This window comes from Paraburkholderia sp. BR10936, assembly GCF_040965735.1.
Classification (GTDB): domain Bacteria; phylum Pseudomonadota; class Gammaproteobacteria; order Burkholderiales; family Burkholderiaceae; genus Paraburkholderia; species Paraburkholderia nodosa_A.
On sequence record NZ_JBFRCM010000014.1, the window covers coordinates 175,569 to 201,137 of the forward strand.

Below are 25,569 nucleotides of genomic sequence, written 5' to 3' on the forward strand. Positions count from 1 at the left end.
AAGCAGTGCCTGGAAAAGCCTCGGAGTGCCTGAAAAGCCTTCGCCTTCAAACGCAATACCAGTAGGTCCCCCAATGCTTGAAAACTTTCGCGCTCACGTAGCCGCACGCGCCGCGCTCGGCATTCCCCCCCTGCCGCTCACGGCTCAGCAGACCGCCGAACTGGTGGAACTGCTGACGAATCCTCCCGCTGGCGAAGAGCAGACGCTGCTCGACCTGATCACCAACCGCGTGCCGGCAGGCGTCGACGAAGCCGCCCGTGTGAAGGCCGGGTTCCTGGCCGCCGTGGCCAAGGGCGAAACCGCCTGCGCACTGATCTCGCGCGCTCGCGCGACCGAACTGCTCGGCACGATGCTGGGCGGCTACAACATCGCCCCGCTGATCGCGCTGCTCTCCGACGCCGAAGTGGGCACCGTGGCTGCTGAAGCGCTGAAGAAAACCCTGCTGATGTTCGACCAGTTCCATGACGTCAAGGAACTGGCCGACAACGGCAACGCCAACGCCAAGGCAGTGCTGCAAAGCTGGGCCGACGCCGAATGGTTCACGAGCCGCCCGGAAGTGCCGCAAAGCCTGACCATCACCGTGTTCAAGGTGACGGGCGAAACCAACACCGACGACCTCTCGCCGGCCCCGGACGCGACCACCCGCCCGGACATCCCGCTGCACGCGCTGGCGATGCTGAAGAACGCGCGTCCCGGCATCACGCCGGAAGAAGACGGCAAGCGCGGCCCGGTCAAGTTCATCGAATCGCTGAAGGAAAAGGGCCACCTGGTCGCCTACGTGGGCGACGTGGTCGGCACGGGCTCCTCGCGCAAGTCGGCCACCAACTCGGTGCTGTGGTTCACGGGCGAAGACATCCCCTTCATCCCGAACAAGCGCTTCGGCGGCGTGTGCCTCGGCGGCAAGATCGCCCCGATCTTCTACAACACGATGGAAGACGCCGGCGCCCTGCCGATCGAACTCGACGTGTCGCAAATGGAAATGGGCGACGTGGTCGAACTGCGCCCGTACGAAGGCCGTGCGCTCAAGAACGGCGCAGTCATCGCCGAATTCCAGGTCAAGTCCGACGTTCTGTTCGACGAAGTGCGCGCCGGCGGCCGCATTCCGCTGATCATCGGCCGCGGCCTGACGGCCAAGGCGCGTGAAGCGCTGGGCCTCGCCCCGTCGACGCTGTTCCGCCTGCCGCAAAACCCGGCCGATACCGGCAAGGGCTTCTCGCTCGCGCAGAAGATGGTTGGCCGCGCATGCGGTCTGCCGGAAGGCCAGGGCGTGCGCCCGGGCACGTACTGCGAACCGAAGATGACCTCGGTCGGCTCGCAAGATACGACCGGTCCGATGACCCGCGACGAACTGAAGGACCTGGCGTGCCTCGGCTTCTCGGCCGACCTCGTCATGCAGTCGTTCTGCCACACCGCCGCTTATCCGAAGCCGGTGGACGTGAAAACGCACCAGACGCTGCCGAACTTCATCAGCAACCGCGGCGGTATCGCGCTGCGTCCGGGCGACGGTGTGATCCACTCGTGGCTGAACCGCATGCTGCTGCCCGACACCGTCGGCACCGGCGGCGACTCGCACACGCGCTTCCCGATCGGCATCAGCTTCCCGGCGGGCTCGGGTCTGGTCGCCTTCGCGGCCGCCACCGGCACGATGCCGCTGGACATGCCGGAATCGGTGCTCGTGCGCTTCAAGGGCAAGATGCAGCCGGGCGTCACGCTGCGTGACCTCGTGAACGCCATCCCGCTGTGGGCGATCAAGCAAGGCTCGCTGACGGTTGCCAAGCAAGGCAAGAAGAACATCTTCTCGGGCCGCATTCTCGAAATCGAAGGTCTGCCCGACCTGAAGGTCGAGCAAGCGTTCGAACTGTCGGATGCTTCCGCTGAACGTTCGGCCGCCGGTTGCACGGTGCATCTGAACAAGGAACCGATCATCGAATACCTCAACAGCAACATCACGCTGCTGAAGTGGATGATCGCCCAGGGCTACCAGGACCCGCGCAGCCTGCAGCGCCGCATCAAGGCGATGGAAGCGTGGCTGGCCGACCCGCAACTGCTGCAACCGGATGCGGACGCCGAGTACGCCGCCGTCATCGAAATCGACCTGGCCGACGTGCATGAGCCGATCGTGGCCTGCCCGAACGATCCGGACGACGTGAAGACGCTGTCGGACGTTGCCGGCGCCAAGATCGACGAAGTGTTCATCGGCTCGTGCATGACCAACATCGGTCACTTCCGTGCCGCGTCGAAGCTGCTCGAAGGCAAGCGCGACATTCCGGTCAAGCTGTGGGTCGCGCCGCCGACCAAGATGGACCAGAAGCAGCTGACCGAAGAAGGCCACTACGGCGTGTTCGGCACGGCTGGCGCGCGTACCGAAATGCCGGGCTGCTCGCTGTGCATGGGTAACCAGGCACAGGTGCGCGAAGGTGCAACGGTCATGTCGACCTCGACGCGTAACTTCCCGAACCGTCTGGGCAAGAACACGAACGTGTACCTCGGCTCGGCGGAACTCGCGGCGATCTGCTCGCGTCTGGGCAAGATCCCGACCAAGGAAGAGTACATGGCCGATATGGGCGTGCTCAACGCCAACGGCGACAAGATCTACCAATACATGAACTTCGACCAGATCGCCGACTTCAAGGAAGTGGCCGATACGGTGACGATGTAAGTGTGATGCTGGAGTACGGCGCGGGACTGTTGTTCCAGATCTGCGCCGTAGCGCCGGACAATGGCGCCGCAGGCTGAATGCCTGCGGCGCCATTTTTATTTGGTTCGCCGAGGTGCTGGCTTATGAGTGGGAGTCGAGCGAGCTGTTTCGGGCAGCAATGACCGCCCGGACGACCAGCATGATGCGTTCGACCCGCGCACCGGGCCGGATTCGGCCTGAACGTTCGAGTTCGGCGAGCCCATGCAGGGCTGCCCAAAAGGTCTCGGTCACGTTTTCGACATCGGCACTGAACGGCGCGACGACCGACGCGATCGCTTCGAAACCGGCCCGCAGTTCCGGTCGGGTCTCAGCATCTGCAAACCGCAGATCGGTCGGGAGCGTGAACATCGCCTCGTAGAGCGCGGGACACCGCACGGCAAAGCCAAGATAGGCCATGGCGACACGCTCGAGGGCGTTTTCTTGCCCCGCCGCTCCATGCGCCGCTTCCCGAAGTGCCACCGTGAGTTCCTGAAAACCCTCGAGTGCAACGGCTGAAACGATCGCATCCCTGTTCTCGAAATGCGAGTACAGGACCGGCTGGCTATATTCGATCTCTTCAGCGAGGCGGCGAACCGTGACGGCATCCCATCCGTCGCGCTCCGCAATCAGGCGCGCTGCCGCGACAATGCGGGACTCGCGCTCGGCCCGTTGCCTGCCCTTGCGCTCGGCGATACTCAATTTTTCACCCTCCTGCCCCGAATAGTCCACATGCCCGTGATGATACGGAAGCTTGAAAATCTAGCATTGCTAGATTATATTCCGTCACTACACCACGAAGCACAGGACACTGCAATGCATTGGCTTTCGTTCGGACTGGCGCTGTTCCTCGCCCTCGCGATTATCGCGATCGGCACCCAATATCTTGTCAGGCCAATGTCTGCGACTCGCAGTTTCGGTCTGCCGCTTCCAGAAAACGGCGCCAATACCGCCTGGTGGCTTCGCCTCAAGGGCGTGCGCGACATTGCGTCGGGACTGGCGGTCCTCGCGTTCATGGTGTTGGGCACGCCACTTGGGATCGGCATCGTCCTGCTCGTGGAAGCCGTCATCCCCATTGGCGACATGCTGCTGATTCTTGCCGCGAAAGGCTCCACCAAAAGCGCCTTCGGCATGCATGGCGCAACGGCCGTGCTGATGGTCCTCACCGCAATTTCGATGATGATGGGAGGGCGCTGAAATGATCCACACGGTTTCGATCTGGCTTCTCGCCGCCGGCTTCTTTGGCGCCGGTCTATTCAACGCGATTGGCACGTCCGCATCGCAAAGCGATTACGCCCGGTGGGGTTACCCGCGCTGGTGGGGCCGTTTGACCGGCGCACTGGAAATGCTATCCGCCGTTCTGATTGCGCTACCGGCAACTCGCATGATTGGGCTGGCGCTCGGGGCGCTAATCATTGCGGCAGCGGTTTTGACCGTTCTGCGTCATCGCGACTTCTCGCACCTCGTGCCGCTTGGTGTCTTTGTCGTCGTGATCGCGCTCGCAGGAATCCCGGCTTGAAAGGGCCGAGCGCTGATCTGCACATCCGGCACAATCAGCGCGCGAATGCCAACGCGGGGGACTCAGCCGTTGCCGCCGTGAAAGAGCGTTAGCTTGTTCGACACCGAATTCACGCCTTGCACCGAACGCGCAACCTCTTCCGCCTGGCGAATCTGGTCGCCGGTGCGAACCGTGCCGCTCAGTGTCACAGCGCCGCTGCGCGCGCGAACGAAAACGCCGGACACGTTGAATCCCTGCGCCCTCGACAACGCGCGCCGCACGGCACGGGCAAGTGCGCGGTCCGCCTTCTTCTCGCTGGGCGCCGCCTGGGTCGTGCCCGGCGCCATCGACGCGTCCGTTGGCGCATTTTCCGTTTGGGCATGCGCCACGCCAGCGGCGGTCAACAGAAAAGACGCAAACACGGCGCATCGCAGATTCGATTTCATGACCTACTCCTGACATTGCCGCGCAGGGACGCGCCGGCCGCCGTCCATATTGCACCTCCACGCAAACACCCGCTCCGAAGGCGCTCGCATCGCGCCGTCGCACTATACGACCGCTGATGCCGCCGCCACGCCCAGGAAGGTCTGCACGATGCCTCGCTTGCGTTGGCTGTGAAGGCAGGCCACCGAATCGATATTGCAGTCGCGCAGCTCCTCCACCGGGATGGCGACGCAATGCGCGCCCTCGGGAATCTCGCGCTCGAGCACGAATCCGATGCCGAGGCCTTTCCGGACCGCTTCCAGAACGGCCTCGCGGCTACCGAGTTTCATCGCCGTCGGGAGCGAAATCCCTGCGCCTCGCAAGGCTTCGTCGACCAGACGCTGGGTGTTGGAACCCGCCTCCCGGCGAATCACGGCATACGCCGCGAGATCGCCGAGCGACACGCTTTTGGCCGCGGCGAGCGGATGATGCCCCGGTACGACCACCCGCATGCCCTGACGCGCGACGGGGATCGACGCCACACGCCCATCGCTCCTGGCATTGCCGATGACCACCGCGTCGACCCGATACGCGAGCAGATCATCCCAGACCTCGCGCTGACTTCCGAACGACACCGAAATTTCGATATCGGGGTATTGCGCACGAAAGGCGGCCACCACCTGAAGCACCACCTGTGGCCCGTCGGCGGCGAGTTTGAGGCTGCCGTGCTGGAACCTCGTCGCCCGGCTCACCATGTCCTCGATCTGCTCTTCCGCCGCAAACATCTGGCGGGTCAATTCAAAGAGCGGCTTAGCGGCATCGGTGGGTTGAACGCCCTCATTCGTGCGGATAAAGAGCGCCTGCTTGCAATCCTCTTCGAGATTGCGGATCTGCGCCGTGATGGCCGGCTGCGTCAGACCGAGAAGATTCGCCGCCTTCGAAAAACCGCCCTCGCGCACGACCGCATCGAACGCCCTGAGCTGGAAATAGCGCATCGCCACCTTGAACCTCGCCCCATCAATCTCAATGTGAAAATATAGCACCGGCATTAATTTGACTGCCACAGGTACGCACTCTAAGCTCGGTGCCGTTGCGGTCGTGGCTAGCCGCCCTCTTATGAGTCTGGGGAGATTCGAAATGAGCATAGAGATCGACTACCTCAATCCCGCCCTCTCGCGAGGCCTGCGGCGAGTGGCGATGCCCGTGGTCGACGCGACTCCGGCAACGCTGAACGGCTATGGCAAGCTGGTGGACGACCCGCACGCCTGCCAGGTGGAAATCGTCCAGTGGCCCGCCCTGGGGTCTAGACCGATCGACCCGGGAACCGGCGATGAAGCGGGCACGACCGAAGGCACGTTCGTCAGCGAATGGCGCGGCGACATTCTCTACGGGCGCAACGAAGCGGTAGGCGGCAATTATGTTCTCGCGTACGCAACGCAGCCAGACGACGCACGCGAAGACAGCGCTACCGTACCGGAACGCATGTTGTTATGGCATGCGAACTATCACCCCGACGGCGGGCAACTGTTCTTTCCGCTCGATCGTCGCCCGTTCTATGTTCCGCTGGCATTGCCGGGCGACGATATTACGCCGGAGAAGTTCGTGTGCTTCCGCTTCGACGGACGCCAGGGTCTCTATATCCACCCCAACATCTGGCACGAAGGCGTGTTCACGCTCGACGGGACTCAGCGATTCTTCGACAAACAAGGCGCCGTGCATGCACGCGTCTCGGTCGAATTCGCATCGGAGTTTGGTTGTCTGCTCGAGGCCGCCATCGCGCGTGACTAGCGTGCGTTGCTCGAGCGGGTCACGTCCTTTGCTTCCGTATCGACGGCATCGCTTTGCTGCAATGCATGCTGCCGCTCAGGCGTTTCGCCTTGCGCCATGCCTTCCTTGAATCCCTTCACCGCGACGCCCAGATCGCCTCCGATGTTCCGTAGCTTGTTCGTACCGAAAACCAGTGCCACGATCAGCAGGACGATCATCCAATGCCAGATGCTCAACGAACCCATAACTGAAAATCCTCTCTTTGCCGTCGCGCGCGTCGCTTGCGACGAATGAATGAACCTTGCGGCCCGACCCGGCGTATCGCCCGATGTTCCGCAGGCGTATTGGAACGCGCCGATGTGTCTCGCTCGTTTCCTTGAACGGCGGTTTTGTATGCGCATGTACGCATGCGCCCCGTAGATACACGCCTATACAAAGAGGGCGCGGTTCCACAGAAGCGTTTAATGTTCCCACCGGCGACGCCCCACTCGTCTGACAAATTTACGAAACCGTAAGCTATCCGCAGGCACAAGGCATATCTCATAGACCCAGGTACACTCCCTGGATAAATCTGATTGACGATTTCCATGTCGTCTGACAACAATATCCATGGTGATCGAGTCAGCCGCTCCTGTTCGATCTCGCCGCTGTAACCGTGCCTCTCCCGTTCGCATTAGCGTCGCCACGCGGCCCAATCGCCGCCCAATCGCCGCCGTAGTCGAGCCACGCTTTCTTCAGCAAAACAATCCAGCGAGACAACATAGGAGAACGAATCAAATGGCAATATATGACCAGGACGATCCCCTGCCCTCAACAGCCCGCAACCATGCGCCCGCCTCGCCCAAACGGCGCGCGTTCATGGCCTTCGCCGGCGCGTCCGCAGGCGCAAGCCTCCTCGCCGCCAGCCGCGCAGCGGCAGCAGCCGATTCCGTGTTTCCCACGCCTGCCGCATTCGGAGGCACGATTCCGCAGCCGCCCGGCCACGCCGCCGGCGACCCGATCTGGGGCCCGGACGGCCAGGCCACGGCGATCATCAGGAGACTTGCCCATGTCGATCGGTCGCTGTTCTCGCGCGCCGACTTTCACGTGACGAGCTACGGTGCGCGCACACTGCCGCCCACCGCGCTGATTACGTCGACCGCGTGGCCGGGCGGCAAGATTCCATGGGTGACGGGCGGCACGGAACAGACCGCGCATCCGACCAGCGATCTGCAGAGCCCCGGCTCGGGCGTGATGGTGCCGTGCGACTACACGGGCACGCAATACGACTCATGCACGGCGATCAATGCCGCGATTGTCGACGCGAGCCGCGCCGGTGGCGGCCGCGTGGTGGTGCCGGCCGGCAACTGGTACTGCGGCGGTCCGATCGTGTTGCTGAGCCATGTGAACCTCCACCTGGAATCGGGCTGCACGATCTATTTCAGCCCGAATCCTGCGGACTATGCGAAAAACGGCCCGTACAAGACGGCCAACGGCAATCTGTACCACACGCGCTGGCAGGCGAACGACTGCCTGAATTTCGGCTCGCCGATTTATGCCTTCCGCCAGACCAACATCGCCGTGACCGCCGACGACAACACCTGCGTGCTGAACGGTCAGGCGATGACACCGATGCAGTTGAGCACCCAGCCGCCGACCTCGTGCTGGTGGACCTACAAGGGAAGCAGCAACACCTACGGCTGCGCCGGTTCATCGACGCCTTCTCAGGCCTATGTGAATCCGAACAACGTCGCGCTAACGAGCCTCCCCGCTGGCCAGATCCAGAACCCGCAGGCGAATGTCTCCTTTACGAACCCGTACGGCGTGACGACGTCGCTGATGACCCTCCTCACGGGCACGGGCTGGAACCAGGACCAGAACTACCTGCCCGCGCTGTCCGAGCTGCGGGTGCCCGTCGAGAACCGCATATTCGGCAACGGTCACTATCTGCGTCCGTGCATGATCGAGTTCATCGGCTGCACCAACGTCTATCTGCAGAACTACCACACGCAGAACACGCCCTTCTGGCAGCACCATCCCACCGATTGCACGAACGTGGTCATCGACGGCGTGTTTGCCGATAGCGTCGGACCGAACAACGACGGCTTCGATCCGGACGCGTGCAATCACGTCCTGGTGCAAAACGTTCAGTTCAACACCGGCGACGACTGCATCGCGATCAAGTCCGGCAAGTATCTCGACACCGGGTACGGCCCGATGCAGAACATCGTCGTGCAGAACTGCACGATGCAAAGCGGCCACGGCGGCCTGACGATCGGCAGCGAAATGAGCGCGGGCGTGCGCAACGTCTACGCCCGCAACCTGACGATGCAAAACGAGAACTGGGCGAGCAACCCGCTCAATATCGCGCTGCGCTTCAAGAGCAACATGAATCGCGGCGGCTTCATCAACAACGTCTGGATCAACGGCGTGACGCTCTCCAATGGCGTGAACCTCGCGGGGAAATACGGCGGCGGCTCGCTGGGGGCTGCGATCAGCAAGATCACGGGCACGGGCACGACCGGTCTCGCGACGAACCCGTCGACGGGCCAGGGCGGCCTGATCACGTTCGACTGCGATTACAGCCCGTCCGGCGACGCGGTGCGCTGGAGTCCGTCCGTGATCAGCAACATCAACATCACGAACGTGAACGCGAGCAACGTGTCGGGGGCGGTGTCCTACTCGATGCCCTCGGGCTTCGTCGCCGGGTCGAACTCGTGCTTCCAGGCGATCGTCATGCAGGGACCCGAGGCGGTCGATTACAACGGTCCGCTGCCGCTGCCGAGCGTGAGTCCGATCAGCGGCGTCACGATCTCGAACTGCAACCTCGGCAACCCGGTGTGCGCGGGGGCGGTACCGACCACGCCTTCGACATCGGCGACGGCCGCGCCGGGGCCGGTCTTCGCGAGCAACGTGAGCGGCATCACGCTGACCAATGTGGTGATCGCGGGCACCACGTACAACACGTCGCTGACCGCACCGGCGACCTGATATCGACGCAACGCACACGGAACGCGTGGGAAGCGCGTTCCGTGTGCGCGGCGATCGGTTTCTTCAGCGTGGTTCCTTGTCTGCCGGAGGTTGCCGGCGTTTCGGCGCCGGCTCATTTCCGGAGCCCACCGGCTCGCGCGTACAGGCGTCCGGCGGCATGACAAAGGGAATGTCGTCGCGGCAACACGCATATACCGGAAACCCGTATGCGTTCGTCCCGACGATGGTCGTTGGCCCGTGCAGCGGGCACACCGCCTTCATGGCGCCTCCCGAATCGCATTGCTCGATGGCTTGTAGCATACCCCTCTCGGGGCATGACTCAAGCCTTCTTCACGTAGGCATTGCACCAGCCTTTGGCGTCGACGATCTTGCCGCCATAGGTCGCGCACGGACCATTCGGCGCGCCCGGCTTGCCCTGAAACAGCTGGCAGTTCGCGCAGGTCTGCCCCGCCTGAAAGCGCGGGAACTTCGTCTTGTCGACTTTGCTCGCGTCGGTTTTGTAGCCGAGCGCCATGGCGGTCGGATCGCTCTCGGAGAGCACCGGAGCGTCGGCGCGGGATTCGCTGGAAAGCGCCGCCGTGGAAGCCACGGAGGCGGCAAGGATCATGAAGCGACGACGGGAAAGCGGCATGGTGGGGCTCCTGAGCATGGAACGTACCCGGCTCTCGTGGTTGCTGATCGGCTGGCCGATTCGTTCGTGTTTCTTTCGTGTGCTATTTATTTATAACACTTCGCGATGTCTTGTAAAGAACCGAAACATTGTGCATCGGATGCTTCCTTATTTACTTCGTTATGCAAATCAATTTTCATGGCGACCGAAAACCCGGCATCACAGCGGCGCCGCATTGACTTCACCATGCCGCGCAGACCTTGCCGAAATGCGCCCCGGCCTGCTGATGACGAAACGCATCGGCCAGTTCGTCCAGCCCGAACGTCCGGTCGAGCACCGGGCGAATGCCAGCCTGGTCGAGCGCCGCGACGTACTCTTGCTGCTGGCGCCGGCTGCCCACGATCAAGCCCTGCAGGCGCGCCTGCTTCGCCATCAGCAAGGAGGTCGGCACCGTGCCTTCGCGTCCGGTCAACACGCCGATCAGCGCGATGTGGCCGCCCACGCGCACCGCGTCGATCGACTGGGCGAGCGTACCCGGACCGCCGACTTCGATCACGTGATCCACGCCCTTGCCGCCCGTCATGTCGCGCACGAGCGCGCCCCACTTTTCGTGTTGCCGGTAGTTGACCACCTGGTCGGCGCCCAGCGCTTTCGCACGCGCCAGCTTCTCGTCCGACGATGACGTGACGATGACCGAAGCGCCCATCATCCGCGCGATCTGCAACGCCGCGATCGACACGCCGCCGGTGCCGAGCGTCAGCACGGTGTCGCCGGCCTTCAGGCCGCCGTCGACCACCAGCGCCCGCCATGCGGTGAGTCCAGCCGTCGTAATCGTGGCCGCCTCGGCGTAGGTCCAGCCGCGCGGCGCGAGCGTGAAGGCGCTCGCGGGCCGCACGGCGTGCAAAGTCGCGAAGCCATCCGCGCCGTCGCCGGGCGTCTGCGCGAAGTTGCCCACGGCCTGCCACGGCAACCCGTCCGCCCATTGCGGAAAGAAGCACGACACGACGTGGTCGCCGCGCTTGAATTCCGTCACGCCCGCGCCGACCGCCGACACCACGCCTGCGCCATCGGACATCAGCACGCGTCCATCTGCTGTAGGGATCGCGCCGTTGGCGACCAGCAGGTCGTGAAAATTGAGCGACGTAGCGTGAAGCTCCACGCGGATCTCGCCGGCGCCCGGCGCGCCGGGCTCGGCGATATCGCGCAGCTCGATGCGATCGAGCCCGCCCGGCGCACGCACCACGGCGGCCTTCATGGCCGTGCTCCCTTCGCCTTGCGCGCGGCGTCGACGAGGCCGTCGAGCCAGTCCTGGTGCCCGTTGATCATCGGATTCGGGCGCGTTTTAGCCAGCGTCACAGCCGGTTTGCCCTTCTGCGATTCCTGCGTGAGCACGCGCACGCGGCCGCCGGAAAGGTCTTCGATCAGCCAGGCGTGAATCACATCCAGACGCGTTTGTGCGTCGCCCTCGGCCCAGCCGTGCCACGCCACGCGTGCGGGCTGGCCTGCGGCCGGCGGCACGTGCTCGGTCACTTTGGCCTGCACCGGGAAGCCGAAGGTCTTGAATTGAAAACGCGCGCCCGCGCTCAACTCGGGCCCGAGGCCGTCGTGGAAGCCGACATCCGCGGAATTGCTGTAATAGCTGGGCCACACGGTCGCGTTGTTGAGTAACGGCCAGACGTCGGCGGTGGAGAGGCCCGCCACGATCACTTCGTTGGAACAGAAGTTATCGGTCGTGCCGGGCAAGTAGTCTTCGGGCCAGAAAATCTCGTTCATGTTCGTTACCTTTCGATGCTGTCGGTTTCGGTGCGGTGGACACGAGAAATCATGCGGGCTATGCTGAAATAAATCCAATCGCAACTCATTATTTCGGCCATAAACCGTGTTGATATCAGAATGCTCGATCTGAATCTCTTGCGGGCGCTTGACGCCCTGCTCGACGAACGCAACGTCACGCGCGCCGCGCAGCGTCTGTCACTCACGCAGCCAGCCGTGAGCGCGATGCTGACGCGTCTGCGTGAGAGTTTCGGCGATCCGCTGTTCGTGCGCTCGCAACGTGGCATCGTGCCGACCGAACGCGCACTACAACTGGCCGCGCCGCTCAAACAGGTGTTGAGCGAAATCGAGCAGATGCTGCAGCCGCAAGCTTTCGTGCCAGCCGAGGCCGAGATGACCCTCACCCTCGCTTCGACCGACTACGCGCTGCGCGCAGTCGTCGTGCCGTATCTCGAGCGGCTGCGGGAAACGGCGCCCGGCGTGCGCGCCGTGATCGTGCAGGTACAGCACGAGCGTCTGCAGGCGCAACTGGAAAGCGGCGACGTGGATCTGGCCCTGATCACACCGGAGACCGCGCCCGCCGATCTGCATGCGCGGCGCCTCTTCGACGAGCGTTACGTATGCGTGATGCGCGCGGATCACCCCGCCGCCCAGCGGCGGCTCACGCTGGAGCGCTTTTGCGCGCTCGATCATGCGCTGGTGTCGTATGAGGGTGGAAGCCTGAGCGGCGTCACGGACGAGGCGCTGGCGCGCGTGGGTCACACACGTCGCGTGACGGTGTCGGTGAACAGCTTTCTCGTGCTGCCCGATCTCTTGCTGACGAGCGATCTGATCGCGGTCGTGCCGTCACGGCTCGTGAAGAACGCACCGGGGCTCGCCGTGGTCGAGCCGCCGCTGGCGATACCGGGGTTCACCAAGACGCTCGCGTGGCACGAGCGCACGCATCGCTCGCCAGGGCATCAGTGGGCGCGCGCGTTGTTGTTCGAGACGTGTGAGGCGTTGGCGAGCGACGCGCCGGGGTGATGCCGTCACGTCGGCGCGCGTAAAGGCGATCAGCAGGACGGGCTGCCGTTGGCCGTGCAGAACGCCGCGGGCGCACCCGCGATGAGCGGAAGCGGCGTGACGGGTCCTGGCGGTGGCGGCACAATCCTCACGGCGCCGCACCACGAGGTATGGCTGTGCCCCGCGCTGGGCACGCAGGGCGCAACGGCTGCGCGCAGCTCATCGGCCGCTTCCTCGCTCAGTTCGTTGCGCTCGCGCGCTTCGAGCGCGGGCCGCAACTGGTCGCCCAGCCACGACGCGAACGCGACGACACAGCCCGCCGCGACAGCGAGCAGCATGACCCGCGCCTTGTGCTCGCGCAGCTTGATGAGCAGGCGCAGCGCCGCCGGCCGGCCAGCGTTGGGCGCCTCGCGCCCGGCGGCGGCACGCACTGCCGCTCCTTCGATGATTCTCGTTGCCACTGTTTATTCGTTTTGCTCTTGTGATTGCGCCTCACGCCCGTATCGAGGCATACGGGTTAACGGCAGGTCGGCGCAATCCGAAAGGGGTGCAACGAAAATATTTGAAAGCCTCAGCGGTCCTCGCGCGAGCACTCCGCAAGCGCGAACACGGTTTCGCGGAACCGCTCCACCGCCGGATTGCGCACCGCGGGTTTCGTCACGAGATGCAGCGGCGCGCGAAACGCCTCGTCCCCGGCCACGCGGCAGTAGCGCACGCTCTCCTGCTGGTAGCGCCGCATGGAGGCCGGCACGAGCGTCACGCGCCACGAGGTTGATCGCGGTGACCATGCGCGGCACCTCGTCGACCACGCGCAACTGCACGCCATGGGCTTCGCAGGCGCGCACGAAATCGGCGTACATGCCCGGCTATGCATCGATCGGCATCGCCGCGCCGCTCATCGTGCTGCTCGCGCGCATCCTGCAAGGGCTGTCGGTGGGCGGCGAGTTCGCCACCGCCGCCTCGATGCTCACCGAGTACGCGCCGCCCGGCCGCAAGATGTTCTATGGCAGCTTCACTCGGGCGGCGCCCAGGTCGCGCATCGCTATGCCATCCTGAGCACCGCGCCCGAGCAATGCGCCCAACGCGGCGTGCCGCTGCGCTTCGTGATCGCGAATCCCTCTTCCTGGGTGTATTTCGATTCGTTGCGACCGCAACCGGATGGCAGCTTCGCCCCTGCGGATCGCACCGCATGCCCCGACGTCGACGACTGGAAGTACGGCATGTGCAAGCTCCCGCGCTATGCGGCAGCCACGCACGATGCCGCCACGCTCGAGCGCCGCTACATCGGGCGGGAAGTGGTGTATCTGGCAGGCGAGCGCGATTGCGACCCCGCGCACGCGGCGCTCGACCGCTCGTGCGCGGCCAGCGCGCAGGGGCCTCACCGGCTCGCGCGAGCCCTAACCTGTTACGCCTACCTGCGCGCGCGGCACCCGCAGTTGCGCCATACGTGGTTCGAGGTGCGGGGTGCGGGCCACAACGCCGAGGCCATGTTCCTCTCCGGGCCCGGCATACGCGCTTTGTTCGGCGCACGTGCCACGATCGACACGGCACGCGCGGCGAGCCAGGCACAGAGCGCAGACGGCGCAGACGATTGAAGCGGGCGGCCGTCGTATCATAGCGGCTCGATTCCCGCCGGCTGCGCGCACTCGCCCGGCCGCCCAACGACCGCCATGAGACGCCTTCCCCCGCTCAACGCCCTGCAGATTTTCGAAACGGTCGCCCGCTACGGCAGCTTTACGCGCGCGGCCGAGCACCTTTGCCTCACACAGGGCGCAGTCAGCCGGCAGATCCTCGCGCTCGAGCAGTACTACGGCCTGCCGCTCTTTCGCCGCTCGTCCAAAGGTCTCACGCTCACCGCCGAAGGCGAGCAACTGCTGCCGGCCGTGCGCGACGGCTTCGGGCGTATCGAAGAAGCCTCGCAGCGCCTCACGCGCCAGCGCACCGAGCTTGCGCTCAAGGTCCCGACCTGCGTGATGCGCTGGATGCTGCCGCGCATCATGCGCTTCCAGAACGAGCACCCCGACCTGCAGATCCAGATCACGACCACCTGGGGACACGAAGTCGACTTCCAGGCCGAGCCGTTCGACGCGGCGATCATCTACGGTTCGTCGCCCGGCGCCGACGTGCATGCGGTGCCGCTCTTCGACGAATACCTCACGCCCGTCTGCACGCCCGAGGTGCTCTCGCGCCGCCCGCTCGTCAAGCCCGACGATCTCGCGCACCAGACCCTGCTGCACCCCACGCGCGACCACGCCGACTGGCGCCTGTGGCTCGCGCGCGCGGGCGCGAAGAAAGTCGATGCCGATCTCGGTCCCACGTTCGAATCGCTCGATCTCGCGGCCACTGCCGCCATGCAGGGGTTCGGCGTCGCCATCACCGATCGCACGCTCGTCCGCGAGGATGTCGAGACACGCCGCCTCGTCATGCCCTTCGACCTCGCCGTACCCACGGGCTCGCGCTACTATTTCGTGTACCCCGAATGTGTGGCCCAGCAGAACAAGGTGCAGCTGTTCAGCGACTGGATGGGCCGGGACCGCTCGACGCCGTAGCGCGCCATGAGGGCGGCGCATGGCGGCCATGAGAATTAATCGATTGCATGCGGGCTGCTCTTTCGGCGTAATGAAGCGCTCCGCGCAAGGCCCGATCTTCCGGCAACCTCGCATTTGACACACCATGCGGCCGCGCGCCGCCCGAAGGGAGACCGACCATGCAGAGCGCCGCGCAGGCCCGCTCGAAGCTGCCCGATGTAGGCACGACGATCTTCACGGTAATTGGCCAGCTTGCCGCCGAGCATCAGGCGCTGAACCTCTCGCAAGGCGCACCGAATTTCGACCCGAGCGCGAAACTCGTGGATGACGTGGCCGCCGCCATGCGCGCGGGCCACAACCAGTACGCGCCGATGGCGGGCCTGGCCGACTTGCGCGAAGCGCTCGCCGCGAAGTTCGAGACGCTCCATGGCGCACACTACGAGCCGTCGAGCGAGGTGACCGTGCTCGCGAGCGCGAGCGAAGGCCTCTACTCGACGATCAGTGCGCTCGTGCATCCCGGCGACGAAGTCATCTACTTCGAGCCCGCGTTCGACAGCTATGCGCCCATCGTGCGCCTGCAGGGCGCGCAGCCCGTGGCGATCAAGCTCGCGCAGCCGCATTTCCGCGTGGACTGGGACGCCGTGAGCGCGGCCATCACGCCGCGCACGCGCATGATCATCGTGAACACGCCGCACAATCCCACGGCCACGATCTTCGGCGAGGACGACATCGCGCGGCTCACGGCGCTCACGCGCAATACCGACATCGTGATTCTCTCCGACGAGGTGTACGAGCACGTGGTCTTCGACGGCGCGCCGCACCGGAGCATGGCTCGCTATCGCGAGCTGGCCGAGCGCAGCGTGATCGTTTCGTCGTTCGGCAAGTCTTATCACGTCACGGGCTGGCGCGTGGGCTATTGCCTTGCCCCCGCCGAACTGATGGACGAGATCCGCAAGGTCCACCAGTTCATGGTCTTTTCCGCCGACACGCCCATGCAGTATGCGTTCGCGCAGGCGCTTGCCGAGCCGAAGACCTATCTGGGTCTGGCGGCCTTCTACCAGCACAAGCGCGACCTGCTCGCGCGCGCGCTGGCAGCCTCGCGCTTCGAACTGCTGCCGAGCGAAGGCAGCTTTTTCATGCTCGCGCGCTTCCGGTCTTTCTCCGACGAGCGCGACAGCGACTTCGTGCTGCGACTCATCCGCGACGCCCGCGTGGCGACGATTCCGCTCTCGGCGTTCTACACCGACGGCACCGACGAAGGCATCATCCGCCTGAGCTTCGCCAAGGATGACGAAACATTGCTCGAAGGCGCCCGCCGCCTTTGCGCGATCTAGCGCACCCCATTCGAAACACAACGAACCTGATCGGCAAGGAGATCACCATGAAGCGACTCAACGCGCTCCTCGCGCTGGCATGCGTGTGCGGCGTACTCGGCCCCGCATCGACATTCGCCGATACGAACCTGTTGCGCTTCGGCGTCGAGGCGCAGTATCCGCCGTTCGAAACCAAAGCCGCGGACGGCACGCTGCAAGGCTTTGACATCGACATCGGCAATGCCGTGTGCGCCAAGGCGGGCATGACCTGCAAATGGGTCGAAACCTCGTTCGACGGCCTGATTCCCGCGCTTCAGGGCCGCAAGTTCGACGCCATCAACTCGGCGATGAACGCCACCGAAAAGCGCCGCGAGGCCATCGACTTCACCACGGTGATCTACCGCGTGCCGAGCCGCCTGATTGCGCGCAGTGACAGCGGACTCGTCGCGACTGCCGCGTCGCTCAAGGGCAAACGTGTCGGCGTGCTGCAATCGTCGATTCAGGAAACCTATGCCAAGGTGCACTGGGAGCCGGCCGGCGTGAGCGTCGTGCCCTATCAGGACCAGAACCAGATTTACGCGGATCTCGGCGCGGGGCGTCTCGATGCAACGCTCGTGCTCGCGCCAGCGGGCCAGAAGGGCTTTCTTTCGCAACCCGAAGGAAAGGGTTTCGCGTTCGTGGGCGAAGCCGTACGCGACGACAAGATTCTCGGCAGCGGCGTGGCGTTCGGCATCCGCAAGGGCGATACAGCCTTGCGCGAGCGCCTGAACGCGGCCATTGCAAAGCTCGAGTCCGACGGCACAGTCACCTCGCTCGCGCACAAATACTTCGGCGACATCGACGTTTCGCCGAAGTAAAACGCAGCACTCAGGGGCGGCCGTATGGCATGAACGAGCTCAGCGCCGCCCCTCGCGCGAATTGCGGTTCACGGGCTCGTCGTTCTGCGTGCGCTCCTGGTACGCATCGCCGCCCCGGCGGTCCGTGTCCTCCTGGCCGCTCTCCACGTCGCTATGCCCCTGGCGGCCCACCGAGCGCGGCTCGTGCGGATGACGCCGCGCGAGCGGCTCGCTGCCTTCGTGCTGCGGGCTCTTGACGTTCGTACCGTCGTCGTCCGGCGTCTCGTGATGCTTCATGATTGCCTCCTTGTCAGCGCAACGCGCCTCCGCTCATTCGCGCAGCGGCTCGACGCTGCGGGTGGGGTCGAAGTCGGCCCAATGACCTTGCTGCCAACGTCCGTCGGCGCGCTCGATCTCCACGCCGCCCGCCGCGCTCAGTACCTGCGCCGCCGTGTGCTGGGTGCCGGAGCTCACATGCACGGCCACCAGCACGCCGGACTCGCGGGCCTTCGGCGTGCCGTCGGGCTCGTGGCCGATGTCGGGCTGGCGCGCCTTGCCGCCACCCCTCGTCTGCCATAGCGCGCCCGCGAGCGTGCCCACATAGGCGCCGACGCCGGCGGCCACCGCCAGCACCACCAGCGAGTGGAATACGACGTACGAGATCAGCACGCCGAGCACGAGCCCAATCACCGCGCCTCCCGCAGCCCCCGTCGCCGCGCCCAGCGACGTGCCGCGCGCGCCCGGGTCGACGAACTCGTCGCCGCCCACCGGAAAGCGCGCGTGCTGGCCACTCGGGTTCACGAAGAACGAGGCGACATCCTCGCCGACAAAGCCGTTCGAATGCAGCTTGTCGACGGCCACTTCCGCTTCGTGCAGGGTCGTGAAGCGGCTCGCAACGATCATAGACATGGCTCTCTCCTTGCAGGCTTCGATGAGTGGAAGTTCCTGACCGAGCGCGCACGCGTCGTGCCATTCGCCTGCGCTCGATCCGATGCGCGCCTTCGCCTGCCGCTTGCCGCGTAGCGCATCGGCCGTGCCCAGGGGCGGCTGGAACGCCCGATGCGCGCTGTGAAGTCACGCGAAAGCGCACGCAAAAGCGCGCGCAAAAACGCGCGCAAAAACGGCCATCGAGACGGGAGCCCCTATGAACACCTTCGATTTCGACCAGCGTCTGGAGGAGATCCAGATCGCTGTCGCAAGTATTTTCGAATCGCCCAAGCGGCCGGCGGTCAGCCTCATCGACGAGGGCGAGACGATCGTTATCCAGCTTTCGTGGGTCGTGGACTCGCACCGCGACACCACGCTCGACGCGCGCTGCGCCGCCACGCTGCGCTTCTCGCGCACGCAACTCGACCGCTACGCCGAGATGGACACGGCGCGCCGGCGCATGATCCAGCAGCGCTTTCGCGAGCGCGTGCGCGAACGCTTCGAGGCACGGCAGACGCAGCCGGCCACCGAGGGCGCGTGCTCGATCGAAATCGACGTCGACGATTCCGAGTTCGAAACGCCCGAAGGCTTTCTTTGAGCCACGCGCACGCCTAACCTGCGGCTGCCGCCGGGCGCTCGACCCGCGAGCGCGACGAAGCGTGCAGCCCGAGGTTCGCCAGCAGCGCGACCAGCGCCGAGCCGATCACGTACCACGCTGGCGCGGCCGGCGACCCGCTCATGCGCACGAACGCCGCGCAGAGCAACGGAGCAAACCCGCTGAACACGACCACCGAAACGTTGTAGGCGAGTGCGATGCCGCTAAAGCGCACCTGCACCGGAAAGAGGTCGGCGAGAACCGCGGCCCACGTGCCGCTTGCGAGCGAGAACACCAGCGCGGCGAACACGAACAGGACGACCGCGTTCACGCTGTGCGCCGCGAGCGCCGTATAGAACGGCCAGGCGAGCGCGGCGAGCAGCACGCAAGACACACGCAGCAGGTACCGGCGCGGCACGAAGTCGCCAGCCCAGGCCGCTGCGAGCAGCCCCACCGAACTCACGAGCAAGTACGCATTCTGGGCGAGCGCGGCCTCACGCGGCGCGTATTTCAACGTTTCGATCAGATACGCGGGCATGTGGCCGTAGAGCACGCCGTTGAAGCCCGCCATCACCGCAATCGAAAGCGCGCCGCCCACCACCGCGCCGCGATGGTGGCGCAGCGTATCGCGAAACGGCTGCCTCACCACGGCGCCCTGCATTTGTCGGAATTCGGGCGACTCGTCGAGATTGCGGCGCAGCAGATACGAAACGATCCCGCACAGCCCGCCCACGAGGAACGCGATGCGCCAACCGTAGCTCGCTGCGTCGGCGGGGGTGAGCGCGGACTGCACGACGAGATTGACGATCGTCGCGAGCATCACGCCCGTATTGATCGCGCAGACGATCACGCCGGCCGCGAGGCCCGCGCGGCGCGGCGCCGCTTCCACTGCGTAGGTGATCGCGCCGGGCATTTCGCCGCCCACGCAAAAGCCTTGCAGCACGCGCAGGCCGATCAGCGCAACGGGCGCGGCAACGCCCCAGTGCGCGTAATTGGGCAAGAGGCCGATGCAGATCGTCGCGAGAGTCACGACGACGATCGAGCCCACGAACACGGGCCGCCGCCCGATGCGGTCGCCCAGGCTGCTGAGCACGATGCCGCCGAGCGGCCGGATGATATAGCCGATCGCGAGCACCGAAAACGTGAGCAGCATGCTCACGAGCGGGTCGCTCGCCTTGAAGAATTGCGCGGCGATCGAATGCGCGAAAAAGCCGTAAATCACGAAATCGTAGAACTCCAGCGAGCCGCCCAGACTCGCAATGAGGATCATCTTCCATTGGGCGCGGGTCAGGCCAGGCGCCGCGGCGTGCGACGCTGGCAGGGAGGGTGTCGTCTCCATATGCTCTCCTTGTTGATGGACCTGGCGGCGCTTGTGTTTCTGCTAGCGGATCTTCGTCCTGCGCCACTTCTTCAAAATCATCGGCCCGGGCAGCCGCGTTGCATTGCGGACTGCCCGGGCCTTGGGTCAAGCGGCCTCGCGTCGCTGCAGCGCGCACGCAACGCCTGCACGTGCGAGCAGCGCTTCCACGTCGCTCGCGTCGTGCGCGACGCCGCCGACGTAGCGATCGGGCCGCAGCAGCACGGCGCGCACGCCGGTGTCCGCGAGCCAAACGCGCAGCGGCTCCCGCGTGGCCGGCACGATCGCCACGCGCTCACGTTGGGCTGCGTTCGTCAGCGCGTTCTGCGCGTGTTGCGCAAGCGCTTCGTCGACGATCAGCGCGAAGCGATAACCGACGGCGTCGTCGAGGCGCGAGCCGTCTTCGAACACGGGTTGCGGCCCGATATCGCCGCCCGCCGCACCGGCGTGCCAGCCCGGACCCAGACGCGGCTGGGGCGTGCGAAATTCGCGAATCGCCGCCGTCATCTCGCGGTCGCGCGCGGCAACGGCGTCGCTGTCGGTGGCCTGGATCACGCCGCCTAGCTGCACCGCCGTTTCGATGAACGTGCGCACGTGCGGCTCGCGCTCGCTCTCGTAGGTGTCGAGCAGCGCGTCGGGCAGCGCGCCGTCGATCACGTCGGCGAGCTTCCATGCGAGGTTCGAGGCGTCGCGTATGCCCGCGGCCATGCCCTGCCCCATGAACGGCGGCGTCTGGTGCGCGGCGTCGCCCGCGATCAGCAGCCTGCCGCGCCGCCAGCCCTGCGCGATCACCGAATGGAACGTGTAGATCGCCGAGCGTTCGAGTTGCGCGTGCGCCGGCGTGATCCAACGCGCGAGCCGCTCCCAGATCCATTGCGGCGTGCCGATGCGGCGCTCGTCGTCGCCCGGCATCACCATGATTTCCCAGCGGCGGCGGTTGTGCGGCCCACGCGTGTATGTGGTCGGCCGCGCGGGGTCGCAGTACTGGATCGAGTAGTCGCCGAGATCGGCGCGCTCGCCCTCCAGCAGCACGTCCACCACGACCCAGCGCTCATGTGATTTCAGGTCGGCCAGCTCGGTGCCGATGAAGCGGCGCACGGTCGAGCGCGCGCCGTCGCAACCCACCACGTAGCGCGCCGTGGTGTGCGCAAGCCGCCCTTGCGCCGTATCTTCGAAACGGATGCGCACGTGGTCGTCGCATTCGTCGAGCGCGAACACTTCGTGACGCAGGTGCACGTCGGCGCCGCTGCGCGCAGATAGTTGCGCACGCAACGCCCGTTCGAGATCCGGCTGATGGAATTTGTAGCTTGCGCACCAGCCTTGCGGGCCGATGCCGCCCGGCCGTGTCCAGTCGATCATCAGCTCACCGCGCGCATTCACGAACTTCATGCCGGGGCCGACGAACAAATTGGGCAGCAGTGTCTGCGCGATACCCGCCGCCTGAAACACGCGCATGCATTCGCCGTCGAAGTGCACGGCGCGCGGCAGCTGGAACACGTCCTTGTCGCGCTCGAACACCACGACTTTCAGGCCGCGCAGCGTGAGCAGATTGGCGAGCGTCGCGCCGGTCGGCCCGAAGCCGACGATCGCGACGTCATAGTCTGGCTTCGAATTTGATTTGCACACCGAATTGTCTACGACATCCTTCATCCCATTCACCTGATCCGTGGCTAACTGAGTGAAAACTACGTGGATGACTGCGCCGCCCGCATCGCGCGGGCGGCGTCCTGCGGCTTACGCTTCGTCCGCGACGGGGTTCCTGAGCGTGCCGATGCGATCCACCTCGACTTCCACCACGTCGCCATGCTTCATGAAAAGCGGCGGATTGCGCTTCGCGCCCACGCCGCCGGGCGTGCCGGTCACGATCACATCGCCGGGGAACAGCGGCGTGAAGGTGGAGAGATACGCGATCTGCTTCGCAATGCCGTGAATCAGCATCTGCGTGGTCGCGCGCTGCACTTCCTGGCCGTTCAGACGCGTAACCAGCGTCATCAGCGCGTTCGGCTCGATCTCGTCGCTCGTGACCATCCACGGGCCGAACGCACCCGTGCGGTAGAAGTTCTTGCCAGGTCCCCATTGGCCCGTGTGGCGCTGCCAGTCGCGCACCGAGCCGTCGTTGTAGCAGCTGTAGCCCGCGATATGACGCCACGCGTCGGCCTCGGCGATACGCCGGCCGCCCTCGCCGATGATCACGGCGATCTCGCCTTCATAGTCGAACTGCGTGGACTCGCGCGGACGCAGCATGGGCTCGCCGGCGCCCACCTGCGAAGCCGGCAGGCGCATGAAGATCACGGGCTGCTCGGTGGTCTCGCGGTTGGTCTCCTTCACGTGCTCCGCGTAGTTCAGGCCAACACAGAAGATCTGCTGCGGATTGGCAATGACGGGCTCGAGCGTGACTTCGGCGAGCGGATAGTCGCCCTGGCCTTCGTTCGCGGCCCGTTCCGCTTCGGCGAATGCACCGGCGGCGATCAACGACTTGAGGTCGGCATAGCGGCCGCCCAGGCGCTTCTTGAGGTCGTACACCGCGCCATCGCGCACGACGCCGAACGACGAACCTTCATGGGTGGAAAAGCTGGCGAGTTTCATGATGCTCCAATGAGAAAGAGGGTATTCGGTGAAAAATGGGGGCGCGCATTTCTTGTGCTTTTATCGTATTTTGAGAATACACTACGTAAAACGCACAGTACAACGTGATTTGTATCAGGGTTTATCACTATCACTGGAGACAGCATGACTCTGCCGAACACCGAACCAACCACCAGACGAACCGGCCTCACGCTCAGCCACATGGGTTTTTACGTGAGCGACATGGCGAAGGTCGAAGACTTCTATACGCGGGTGCTCGAATTCACGGTCACGGACCGCGGCACGCTGCCCTCGCCGCGCGGCACGGTCAGCCTCGTCTTTCTCAGCCGCGATCCCCGTGTGCATCACCAGATCGTGCTGGCGAGCGGCAGGCCCGAGCGGTTGGCATTCAATCCGATCAACCAGATTTCACTGGAGGCGGACAGCCTCGCCACGCTCAAGCACTTTCACCGGCGCTTCGTGGAGGAAGGGATGGAGGAGATCGTTCCGGTCACGCACGGCAATGCGATTTCGTTCTACGCGCGCGACCCGGAGGGCAACCGGCTGGAGATCTTCATCGACACGCCGTGGTACGTGGATCAGCCCATGCGTGTCGCCGTGGACTTTACGCTGCCCGACGACGCGTTGCTCGCCGAGGTCGAGCGCCATGCGAGCACGTTGCCGGGCTTCCGGCCGCGCGCGGTGTGGGAGCGGGAGATGGCGGCGCGTATGGGCGTAGCGTGACGCCGCGCCGTCTTATGCCTCGATCAATGCACGCACGCGCGTGGAAATGCGTGCGGCGGCTTCCTTCACGGCCTCGACCACGCGCTCGAGGTTGAAGAACGCGAGGCGCTGCTCGGGCACGACGAGCGCGAGCGCGGCCACGGCTTCGCCCGATGCGTCGGTGAAGAGCGGCGAAGCGACGGCGGACATGCCCGCTTCGAGTTCGCCCTTCGAGAGATAGAAGCCCGCGCGGCGGATCTTGAGCAGGCTCGCGCGGAATTCTTCGAGCGAGCCGCCGAGTCCGCTGGCCGCGATGTCTTCGGGGTACTGCTCGAACAACGCGGCGAGCTTCGCCTTGGGAAAGGTCGAAAGGATCGCCTTGGGCGCGGCGCCAAGAAAGAGCGGACGCGGACGGCCACGTCCATAGCGCAGGTCGAATGCGGCGTCGTGCGATTCGCGGTGCGTATCGACGAGCTCGTTGCCGTACCAGCGCGACATGACGGCGTCGAAGCCCGATTGCTCCGCCAGCTCGCGCATGATCGGCTGCCCCGCTTTCAACAGCGGATCGGAAATGCGCAAATGGTAGTCGAGCGTGATGATGCGCGGGCCGAGGCCGTATTCGCCGCCCACGAAGCGCAGCAGCATGCCCGTATCGACGAGTTCGCGCAGATAGCGGTAAGCGGTCGGCACCGAGCATTGCAGTTCGGCCGCCACCTGTTCGGCGGAAAGAAAAGGCCGCGCCTCGGAAAAGAGTTCGAGGATGGACAGCAGTTTCGCAATGCTCGACAAAGGCCGGTCTCCGGTCACGCGTGGGGTGGCCAATTATAGCGGCACGCTTCACTGCGTTCGTGCCCCGCAAACCCGGCGGCACCATGCAAAACCGCCGCATTGCAGGGCACGCTTTACACGTGCCTTGCAATGCGGCGGTCGGTATGGATTACCGCTGCCGCATGCATCGCGCATCGCCCAGGCGAAAGTCGCCTGACATCATTCATGCGAGATACATGTTTAGCATAGCTTTATTGCATATGCTGTCCGCCGTTGATAGGAATATTTGCGCCCGTCACGAAGCCCGCTTCGTCCGAACACAGGAACAGCACGAGCGCCGCGACTTCACCCGGGTTGCCGAGGCGGCCCATCGGGATCTGCGGCAGAATCTTCGAGTCGAGAATGTCCTGAGGAATGGCGGTCACCATCTTCGTGGCGAGGTAGCCCGGCGAAATGGTGTTCACGGTCACGCCCTTGCGGGCCACTTCCAGCGCGAGCGACTTCGTGAAGCCGTGCATGCCGGCCTTCGCCGCGGCGTAGTTGGTCTGGCCGACCGAACCCTTCGAACCGTTCACCGACGAAATGTTGATGATGCGGCCCCACGCGCGCTCGACCATGCTGTCGCACAACGGCTTCGAAATATTGAAGATCGAGTCGAGATTCGTGCGCAGCACGGCGTCCCAATTGACCTTGTCGAGCTTGCGGAAGGTCATGTCGCGCGTGATGCCCGCGTTGTTCACGAGAATATCGACAGGGCCGATCTCGCTCTGGATCTTCTTCGCGCCGCGCTGGCACGAATCATAGTCCGCGACGTCCATGCCGTAGGCGTGGAATTCGCGGTCGGTCTCCTTCATGCGCGCCAGCCAGTCCTTCGCGCCTGCGTTATCGGGCGAGTGCGTCACCACGACGCGATAACCCGCGTCGTGCAGTTTCACGCTGATGGCCTCGCCAAGGCCGCCCATGCCACCTGTCACCAATGCAATACGATTAGTCATCCTATATATCCGCGAGAGTTGAGCGTCATTAAAACCGTGGCGTTACGCGCTACGCGCGCAGGCGCCACATACACCGTTGCCCGGCTTCATCCTTCCACCCAGGAAAAAGACAGGCGAATGCCGCGCGGCTTCTGATCAATTTCTAGTATTGCGCGTGGTTGCTGCTACTGGCGGCTCGCCGCTGCTTCTCGCGCGACGAGCCGCTTGCTGCCTGGTTGCTACCCGGCTTCCCGCCTTGAAAGCGG

The 25,569-nt window shown here is 64.8% G+C and carries 28 protein-coding genes and 1 pseudogene; 13 read left to right on the plus strand and 16 right to left on the minus strand.

The window, feature by feature from the left end:
* The first annotated feature begins 73 nt into the window (after window positions 1-73).
* On the plus strand, window positions 74-2,659 hold the full coding sequence (acnB, locus tag AB4Y36_RS27050; protein WP_069266681.1) for a bifunctional aconitate hydratase 2/2-methylisocitrate dehydratase: 2,586 nt from the start codon (window positions 74-76) through the stop codon (window positions 2,657-2,659).
* Window positions 2,660-2,779: 120 nt separating this feature from the next.
* On the opposite strand, the gene AB4Y36_RS27055 is transcribed toward acnB, so the two are convergent.
* Window positions 2,780-3,376 (minus strand): TetR/AcrR family transcriptional regulator, encoded by a 597-nt coding sequence (locus tag AB4Y36_RS27055; RefSeq protein WP_368684621.1) that lies wholly within the window; start codon window positions 3,374-3,376, stop codon window positions 2,780-2,782.
* 114 nt (window positions 3,377-3,490) lie between these two features.
* Between AB4Y36_RS27055 and AB4Y36_RS27060 the strand changes: the two genes are divergently transcribed.
* A complete protein-coding gene (locus tag AB4Y36_RS27060) occupies window positions 3,491-3,871 on the plus strand; it encodes a DUF4267 domain-containing protein (RefSeq protein ID WP_069266683.1) in 381 nt (126 codons plus the stop codon).
* A 1-nt stretch (window position 3,872) separates the two neighbouring features.
* Entirely contained in the window at window positions 3,873-4,193 is a 321-nt protein-coding gene (locus AB4Y36_RS27065) for a DoxX family protein (protein WP_342948754.1), read from the plus strand.
* A 62-nt stretch (window positions 4,194-4,255) separates the two neighbouring features.
* Here AB4Y36_RS27065 and AB4Y36_RS27070 read toward each other — a convergent pair whose 3' ends face one another.
* Window positions 4,256-4,618, minus strand: a complete 363-nt coding sequence (locus tag AB4Y36_RS27070) for a BON domain-containing protein (protein WP_069266685.1) — start codon at window positions 4,616-4,618, stop codon at window positions 4,256-4,258.
* 102 nt (window positions 4,619-4,720) lie between these two features.
* The gene (locus AB4Y36_RS27075; RefSeq protein WP_368684622.1) at window positions 4,721-5,659 is read right to left on the minus strand and encodes a LysR substrate-binding domain-containing protein; all 939 of its coding nucleotides are present in this window, start codon (window positions 5,657-5,659) and stop codon (window positions 4,721-4,723) included.
* 73 nt (window positions 5,660-5,732) lie between these two features.
* Between AB4Y36_RS27075 and AB4Y36_RS27080 the strand changes: the two genes are divergently transcribed.
* Window positions 5,733-6,383, plus strand: a complete 651-nt coding sequence (locus AB4Y36_RS27080; protein WP_368684623.1) for an ureidoglycolate lyase — start codon at window positions 5,733-5,735, stop codon at window positions 6,381-6,383.
* Here the strand turns inward: AB4Y36_RS27080 and tatA are convergent.
* The gene (gene tatA / locus AB4Y36_RS27085) at window positions 6,380-6,607 is read right to left on the minus strand and encodes a Sec-independent protein translocase subunit TatA (RefSeq protein ID WP_069266688.1); all 228 of its coding nucleotides are present in this window, start codon (window positions 6,605-6,607) and stop codon (window positions 6,380-6,382) included. The genes AB4Y36_RS27080 and tatA overlap by 4 nt on opposite strands.
* Before the next feature lie 532 nt (window positions 6,608-7,139).
* Between tatA and AB4Y36_RS27090 the strand changes: the two genes are divergently transcribed.
* Window positions 7,140-9,332: a glycoside hydrolase family 28 protein gene (locus tag AB4Y36_RS27090; protein WP_368618830.1), complete on the plus strand. Its 2,193-nt coding sequence runs from the start codon at window positions 7,140-7,142 to the stop codon at window positions 9,330-9,332.
* A gap of 319 nt (window positions 9,333-9,651) precedes the next feature.
* Here AB4Y36_RS27090 and AB4Y36_RS27095 read toward each other — a convergent pair whose 3' ends face one another.
* The 3 genes from AB4Y36_RS27095 to AB4Y36_RS27105 all read right to left on the minus strand — a co-directional run bounded on the left by AB4Y36_RS27095 (window position 9,652) and on the right by AB4Y36_RS27105 (window position 11,715).
* Window positions 9,652-9,963, minus strand: coding sequence for a high-potential iron-sulfur protein (locus AB4Y36_RS27095; protein WP_028206842.1), 312 nt, complete (start codon window positions 9,961-9,963; stop codon window positions 9,652-9,654).
* 220 nt (window positions 9,964-10,183) lie between these two features.
* Window positions 10,184-11,197, minus strand: coding sequence for an NAD(P)-dependent alcohol dehydrogenase (locus AB4Y36_RS27100; protein WP_342948749.1), 1,014 nt, complete (start codon window positions 11,195-11,197; stop codon window positions 10,184-10,186).
* Entirely contained in the window at window positions 11,194-11,715 is a 522-nt protein-coding gene (locus AB4Y36_RS27105) for an SRPBCC domain-containing protein (protein WP_368684624.1), read from the minus strand. The genes AB4Y36_RS27100 and AB4Y36_RS27105 overlap by 4 nt, the downstream gene beginning before the upstream one ends.
* A gap of 120 nt (window positions 11,716-11,835) precedes the next feature.
* On the opposite strand from AB4Y36_RS27105, the gene AB4Y36_RS27110 reads away from it, so the two are divergent.
* Window positions 11,836-12,738 carry a LysR family transcriptional regulator gene (locus AB4Y36_RS27110; RefSeq protein ID WP_368684625.1) on the plus strand — a complete coding sequence of 301 codons (903 nt, stop codon included), beginning with the start codon at window positions 11,836-11,838 and terminating at the stop codon, window positions 12,736-12,738.
* Between the two features lie 29 nt (window positions 12,739-12,767).
* On the opposite strand, the gene AB4Y36_RS27115 is transcribed toward AB4Y36_RS27110, so the two are convergent.
* Together AB4Y36_RS27115 and AB4Y36_RS27120 are read right to left on the minus strand one after the other, a co-directional pair.
* Complete coding sequence (locus AB4Y36_RS27115; protein WP_069266693.1) at window positions 12,768-13,178, minus strand: hypothetical protein; 411 nt, start codon at window positions 13,176-13,178, stop codon at window positions 12,768-12,770.
* A gap of 110 nt (window positions 13,179-13,288) precedes the next feature.
* Window positions 13,289-13,468, minus strand: a complete 180-nt coding sequence (locus AB4Y36_RS27120; protein ID WP_368684626.1) for a hypothetical protein — start codon at window positions 13,466-13,468, stop codon at window positions 13,289-13,291.
* A gap of 110 nt (window positions 13,469-13,578) precedes the next feature.
* On the opposite strand from AB4Y36_RS27120, the pseudogene AB4Y36_RS27125 reads away from it, so the two are divergent.
* From AB4Y36_RS27125 to AB4Y36_RS27145, 5 genes and pseudogenes are all read left to right on the plus strand, one after another.
* Window positions 13,579-13,731: pseudogene (locus AB4Y36_RS27125) on the plus strand (MFS transporter); the annotation flags it as partial.
* Window positions 13,732-13,805: 74 nt separating this feature from the next.
* Window positions 13,806-14,312 (plus strand): hypothetical protein, encoded by a 507-nt coding sequence (locus AB4Y36_RS27130; RefSeq protein WP_368684627.1) that lies wholly within the window; start codon window positions 13,806-13,808, stop codon window positions 14,310-14,312.
* A gap of 75 nt (window positions 14,313-14,387) precedes the next feature.
* Complete coding sequence (locus tag AB4Y36_RS27135; protein ID WP_069266696.1) at window positions 14,388-15,266, plus strand: LysR substrate-binding domain-containing protein; 879 nt, start codon at window positions 14,388-14,390, stop codon at window positions 15,264-15,266.
* Window positions 15,267-15,424: 158 nt separating this feature from the next.
* Window positions 15,425-16,579 (plus strand): methionine aminotransferase, encoded by a 1,155-nt coding sequence (locus AB4Y36_RS27140; protein ID WP_368684628.1) that lies wholly within the window; start codon window positions 15,425-15,427, stop codon window positions 16,577-16,579.
* A gap of 47 nt (window positions 16,580-16,626) precedes the next feature.
* Window positions 16,627-17,415: an ABC transporter substrate-binding protein gene (locus tag AB4Y36_RS27145; RefSeq protein WP_069266726.1), complete on the plus strand. Its 789-nt coding sequence runs from the start codon at window positions 16,627-16,629 to the stop codon at window positions 17,413-17,415.
* Between the two features lie 39 nt (window positions 17,416-17,454).
* On the opposite strand, the gene AB4Y36_RS27150 is transcribed toward AB4Y36_RS27145, so the two are convergent.
* Window positions 17,455-17,691: a hypothetical protein gene (locus AB4Y36_RS27150; protein WP_342948743.1), complete on the minus strand. Its 237-nt coding sequence runs from the start codon at window positions 17,689-17,691 to the stop codon at window positions 17,455-17,457.
* A 33-nt stretch (window positions 17,692-17,724) separates the two neighbouring features.
* Window positions 17,725-18,303 carry a hypothetical protein gene (locus AB4Y36_RS27155; RefSeq protein ID WP_368684629.1) on the minus strand — a complete coding sequence of 193 codons (579 nt, stop codon included), beginning with the start codon at window positions 18,301-18,303 and terminating at the stop codon, window positions 17,725-17,727.
* Between the two features lie 235 nt (window positions 18,304-18,538).
* Here AB4Y36_RS27155 and AB4Y36_RS27160 point away from each other — a divergent pair, with 235 nt between their 5' ends.
* Window positions 18,539-18,919 (plus strand): hypothetical protein, encoded by a 381-nt coding sequence (locus AB4Y36_RS27160; protein WP_368684630.1) that lies wholly within the window; start codon window positions 18,539-18,541, stop codon window positions 18,917-18,919.
* Between the two features lie 13 nt (window positions 18,920-18,932).
* Here AB4Y36_RS27160 and AB4Y36_RS27165 read toward each other — a convergent pair whose 3' ends face one another.
* The 3 genes from AB4Y36_RS27165 to AB4Y36_RS27175 form a co-directional block, all read right to left on the minus strand.
* Window positions 18,933-20,255: an MFS transporter gene (locus AB4Y36_RS27165; protein ID WP_368684631.1), complete on the minus strand. Its 1,323-nt coding sequence runs from the start codon at window positions 20,253-20,255 to the stop codon at window positions 18,933-18,935.
* A 126-nt stretch (window positions 20,256-20,381) separates the two neighbouring features.
* A complete protein-coding gene (locus AB4Y36_RS27170) occupies window positions 20,382-21,923 on the minus strand; it encodes a bifunctional 3-(3-hydroxy-phenyl)propionate/3-hydroxycinnamic acid hydroxylase (RefSeq protein ID WP_368684632.1) in 1,542 nt (513 codons plus the stop codon).
* An 84-nt stretch (window positions 21,924-22,007) separates the two neighbouring features.
* A complete protein-coding gene (locus AB4Y36_RS27175; protein ID WP_069266703.1) occupies window positions 22,008-22,859 on the minus strand; it encodes a fumarylacetoacetate hydrolase family protein in 852 nt (283 codons plus the stop codon).
* A 144-nt stretch (window positions 22,860-23,003) separates the two neighbouring features.
* Here AB4Y36_RS27175 and AB4Y36_RS27180 point away from each other — a divergent pair, with 144 nt between their 5' ends.
* Entirely contained in the window at window positions 23,004-23,582 is a 579-nt protein-coding gene (locus AB4Y36_RS27180) for a VOC family protein (RefSeq protein ID WP_069266704.1), read from the plus strand.
* A gap of 12 nt (window positions 23,583-23,594) precedes the next feature.
* Here the strand turns inward: AB4Y36_RS27180 and AB4Y36_RS27185 are convergent, their stop codons facing one another.
* A complete protein-coding gene (locus AB4Y36_RS27185; protein WP_368684633.1) occupies window positions 23,595-24,350 on the minus strand; it encodes an IclR family transcriptional regulator in 756 nt (251 codons plus the stop codon).
* A 230-nt stretch (window positions 24,351-24,580) separates the two neighbouring features.
* Window positions 24,581-25,324, minus strand: a complete 744-nt coding sequence (gene phbB, locus AB4Y36_RS27190; protein WP_069266706.1) for an acetoacetyl-CoA reductase — start codon at window positions 25,322-25,324, stop codon at window positions 24,581-24,583.
* Window positions 25,325-25,569: the final 245 nt, after the last annotated feature.

Excerpts from the sequence above, each read along its gene's own strand:
- AB4Y36_RS27165 (WP_368684631.1), bottom strand. The coding sequence starts at position 20,255 with ATGGAGACGACACCCTCCCTGCCAGCGTCGCACGCCGCGGCGCCTGGC.
- AB4Y36_RS27070 (WP_069266685.1), bottom strand. The coding sequence starts at position 4,618 with ATGAAATCGAATCTGCGATGCGCCGTGTTTGCGTCTTTTCTGTTGACC.
- acnB (WP_069266681.1), top strand. The coding sequence starts at position 74 with ATGCTTGAAAACTTTCGCGCTCACGTAGCCGCACGCGCCGCGCTCGGC.
- AB4Y36_RS27080 (WP_368684623.1), top strand. The coding sequence starts at position 5,733 with ATGAGCATAGAGATCGACTACCTCAATCCCGCCCTCTCGCGAGGCCTG.
- AB4Y36_RS27160 (WP_368684630.1), top strand. The coding sequence starts at position 18,539 with ATGAACACCTTCGATTTCGACCAGCGTCTGGAGGAGATCCAGATCGCT.
- AB4Y36_RS27060 (WP_069266683.1), top strand. The coding sequence starts at position 3,491 with ATGCATTGGCTTTCGTTCGGACTGGCGCTGTTCCTCGCCCTCGCGATT.
- AB4Y36_RS27090 (WP_368618830.1), top strand. The coding sequence starts at position 7,140 with ATGGCAATATATGACCAGGACGATCCCCTGCCCTCAACAGCCCGCAAC.
- AB4Y36_RS27105 (WP_368684624.1), bottom strand. The coding sequence starts at position 11,715 with ATGAACGAGATTTTCTGGCCCGAAGACTACTTGCCCGGCACGACCGAT.
- AB4Y36_RS27155 (WP_368684629.1), bottom strand. The coding sequence starts at position 18,303 with ATGTCTATGATCGTTGCGAGCCGCTTCACGACCCTGCACGAAGCGGAA.
- AB4Y36_RS27100 (WP_342948749.1), bottom strand. The coding sequence starts at position 11,197 with ATGAAGGCCGCCGTGGTGCGTGCGCCGGGCGGGCTCGATCGCATCGAG.
- AB4Y36_RS27140 (WP_368684628.1), top strand. The coding sequence starts at position 15,425 with ATGCAGAGCGCCGCGCAGGCCCGCTCGAAGCTGCCCGATGTAGGCACG.
- AB4Y36_RS27180 (WP_069266704.1), top strand. The coding sequence starts at position 23,004 with ATGACTCTGCCGAACACCGAACCAACCACCAGACGAACCGGCCTCACG.
- AB4Y36_RS27135 (WP_069266696.1), top strand. The coding sequence starts at position 14,388 with ATGAGACGCCTTCCCCCGCTCAACGCCCTGCAGATTTTCGAAACGGTC.
- AB4Y36_RS27150 (WP_342948743.1), bottom strand. The coding sequence starts at position 17,691 with ATGAAGCATCACGAGACGCCGGACGACGACGGTACGAACGTCAAGAGC.
- AB4Y36_RS27095 (WP_028206842.1), bottom strand. The coding sequence starts at position 9,963 with ATGCCGCTTTCCCGTCGTCGCTTCATGATCCTTGCCGCCTCCGTGGCT.
- AB4Y36_RS27110 (WP_368684625.1), top strand. The coding sequence starts at position 11,836 with ATGCTCGATCTGAATCTCTTGCGGGCGCTTGACGCCCTGCTCGACGAA.
- AB4Y36_RS27175 (WP_069266703.1), bottom strand. The coding sequence starts at position 22,859 with ATGAAACTCGCCAGCTTTTCCACCCATGAAGGTTCGTCGTTCGGCGTC.
- AB4Y36_RS27145 (WP_069266726.1), top strand. The coding sequence starts at position 16,627 with ATGAAGCGACTCAACGCGCTCCTCGCGCTGGCATGCGTGTGCGGCGTA.
- AB4Y36_RS27170 (WP_368684632.1), bottom strand. The coding sequence starts at position 21,923 with ATGAAGGATGTCGTAGACAATTCGGTGTGCAAATCAAATTCGAAGCCA.
- AB4Y36_RS27065 (WP_342948754.1), top strand. The coding sequence starts at position 3,873 with ATGATCCACACGGTTTCGATCTGGCTTCTCGCCGCCGGCTTCTTTGGC.
- tatA (WP_069266688.1), bottom strand. The coding sequence starts at position 6,607 with ATGGGTTCGTTGAGCATCTGGCATTGGATGATCGTCCTGCTGATCGTG.
- phbB (WP_069266706.1), bottom strand. The coding sequence starts at position 25,324 with ATGACTAATCGTATTGCATTGGTGACAGGTGGCATGGGCGGCCTTGGC.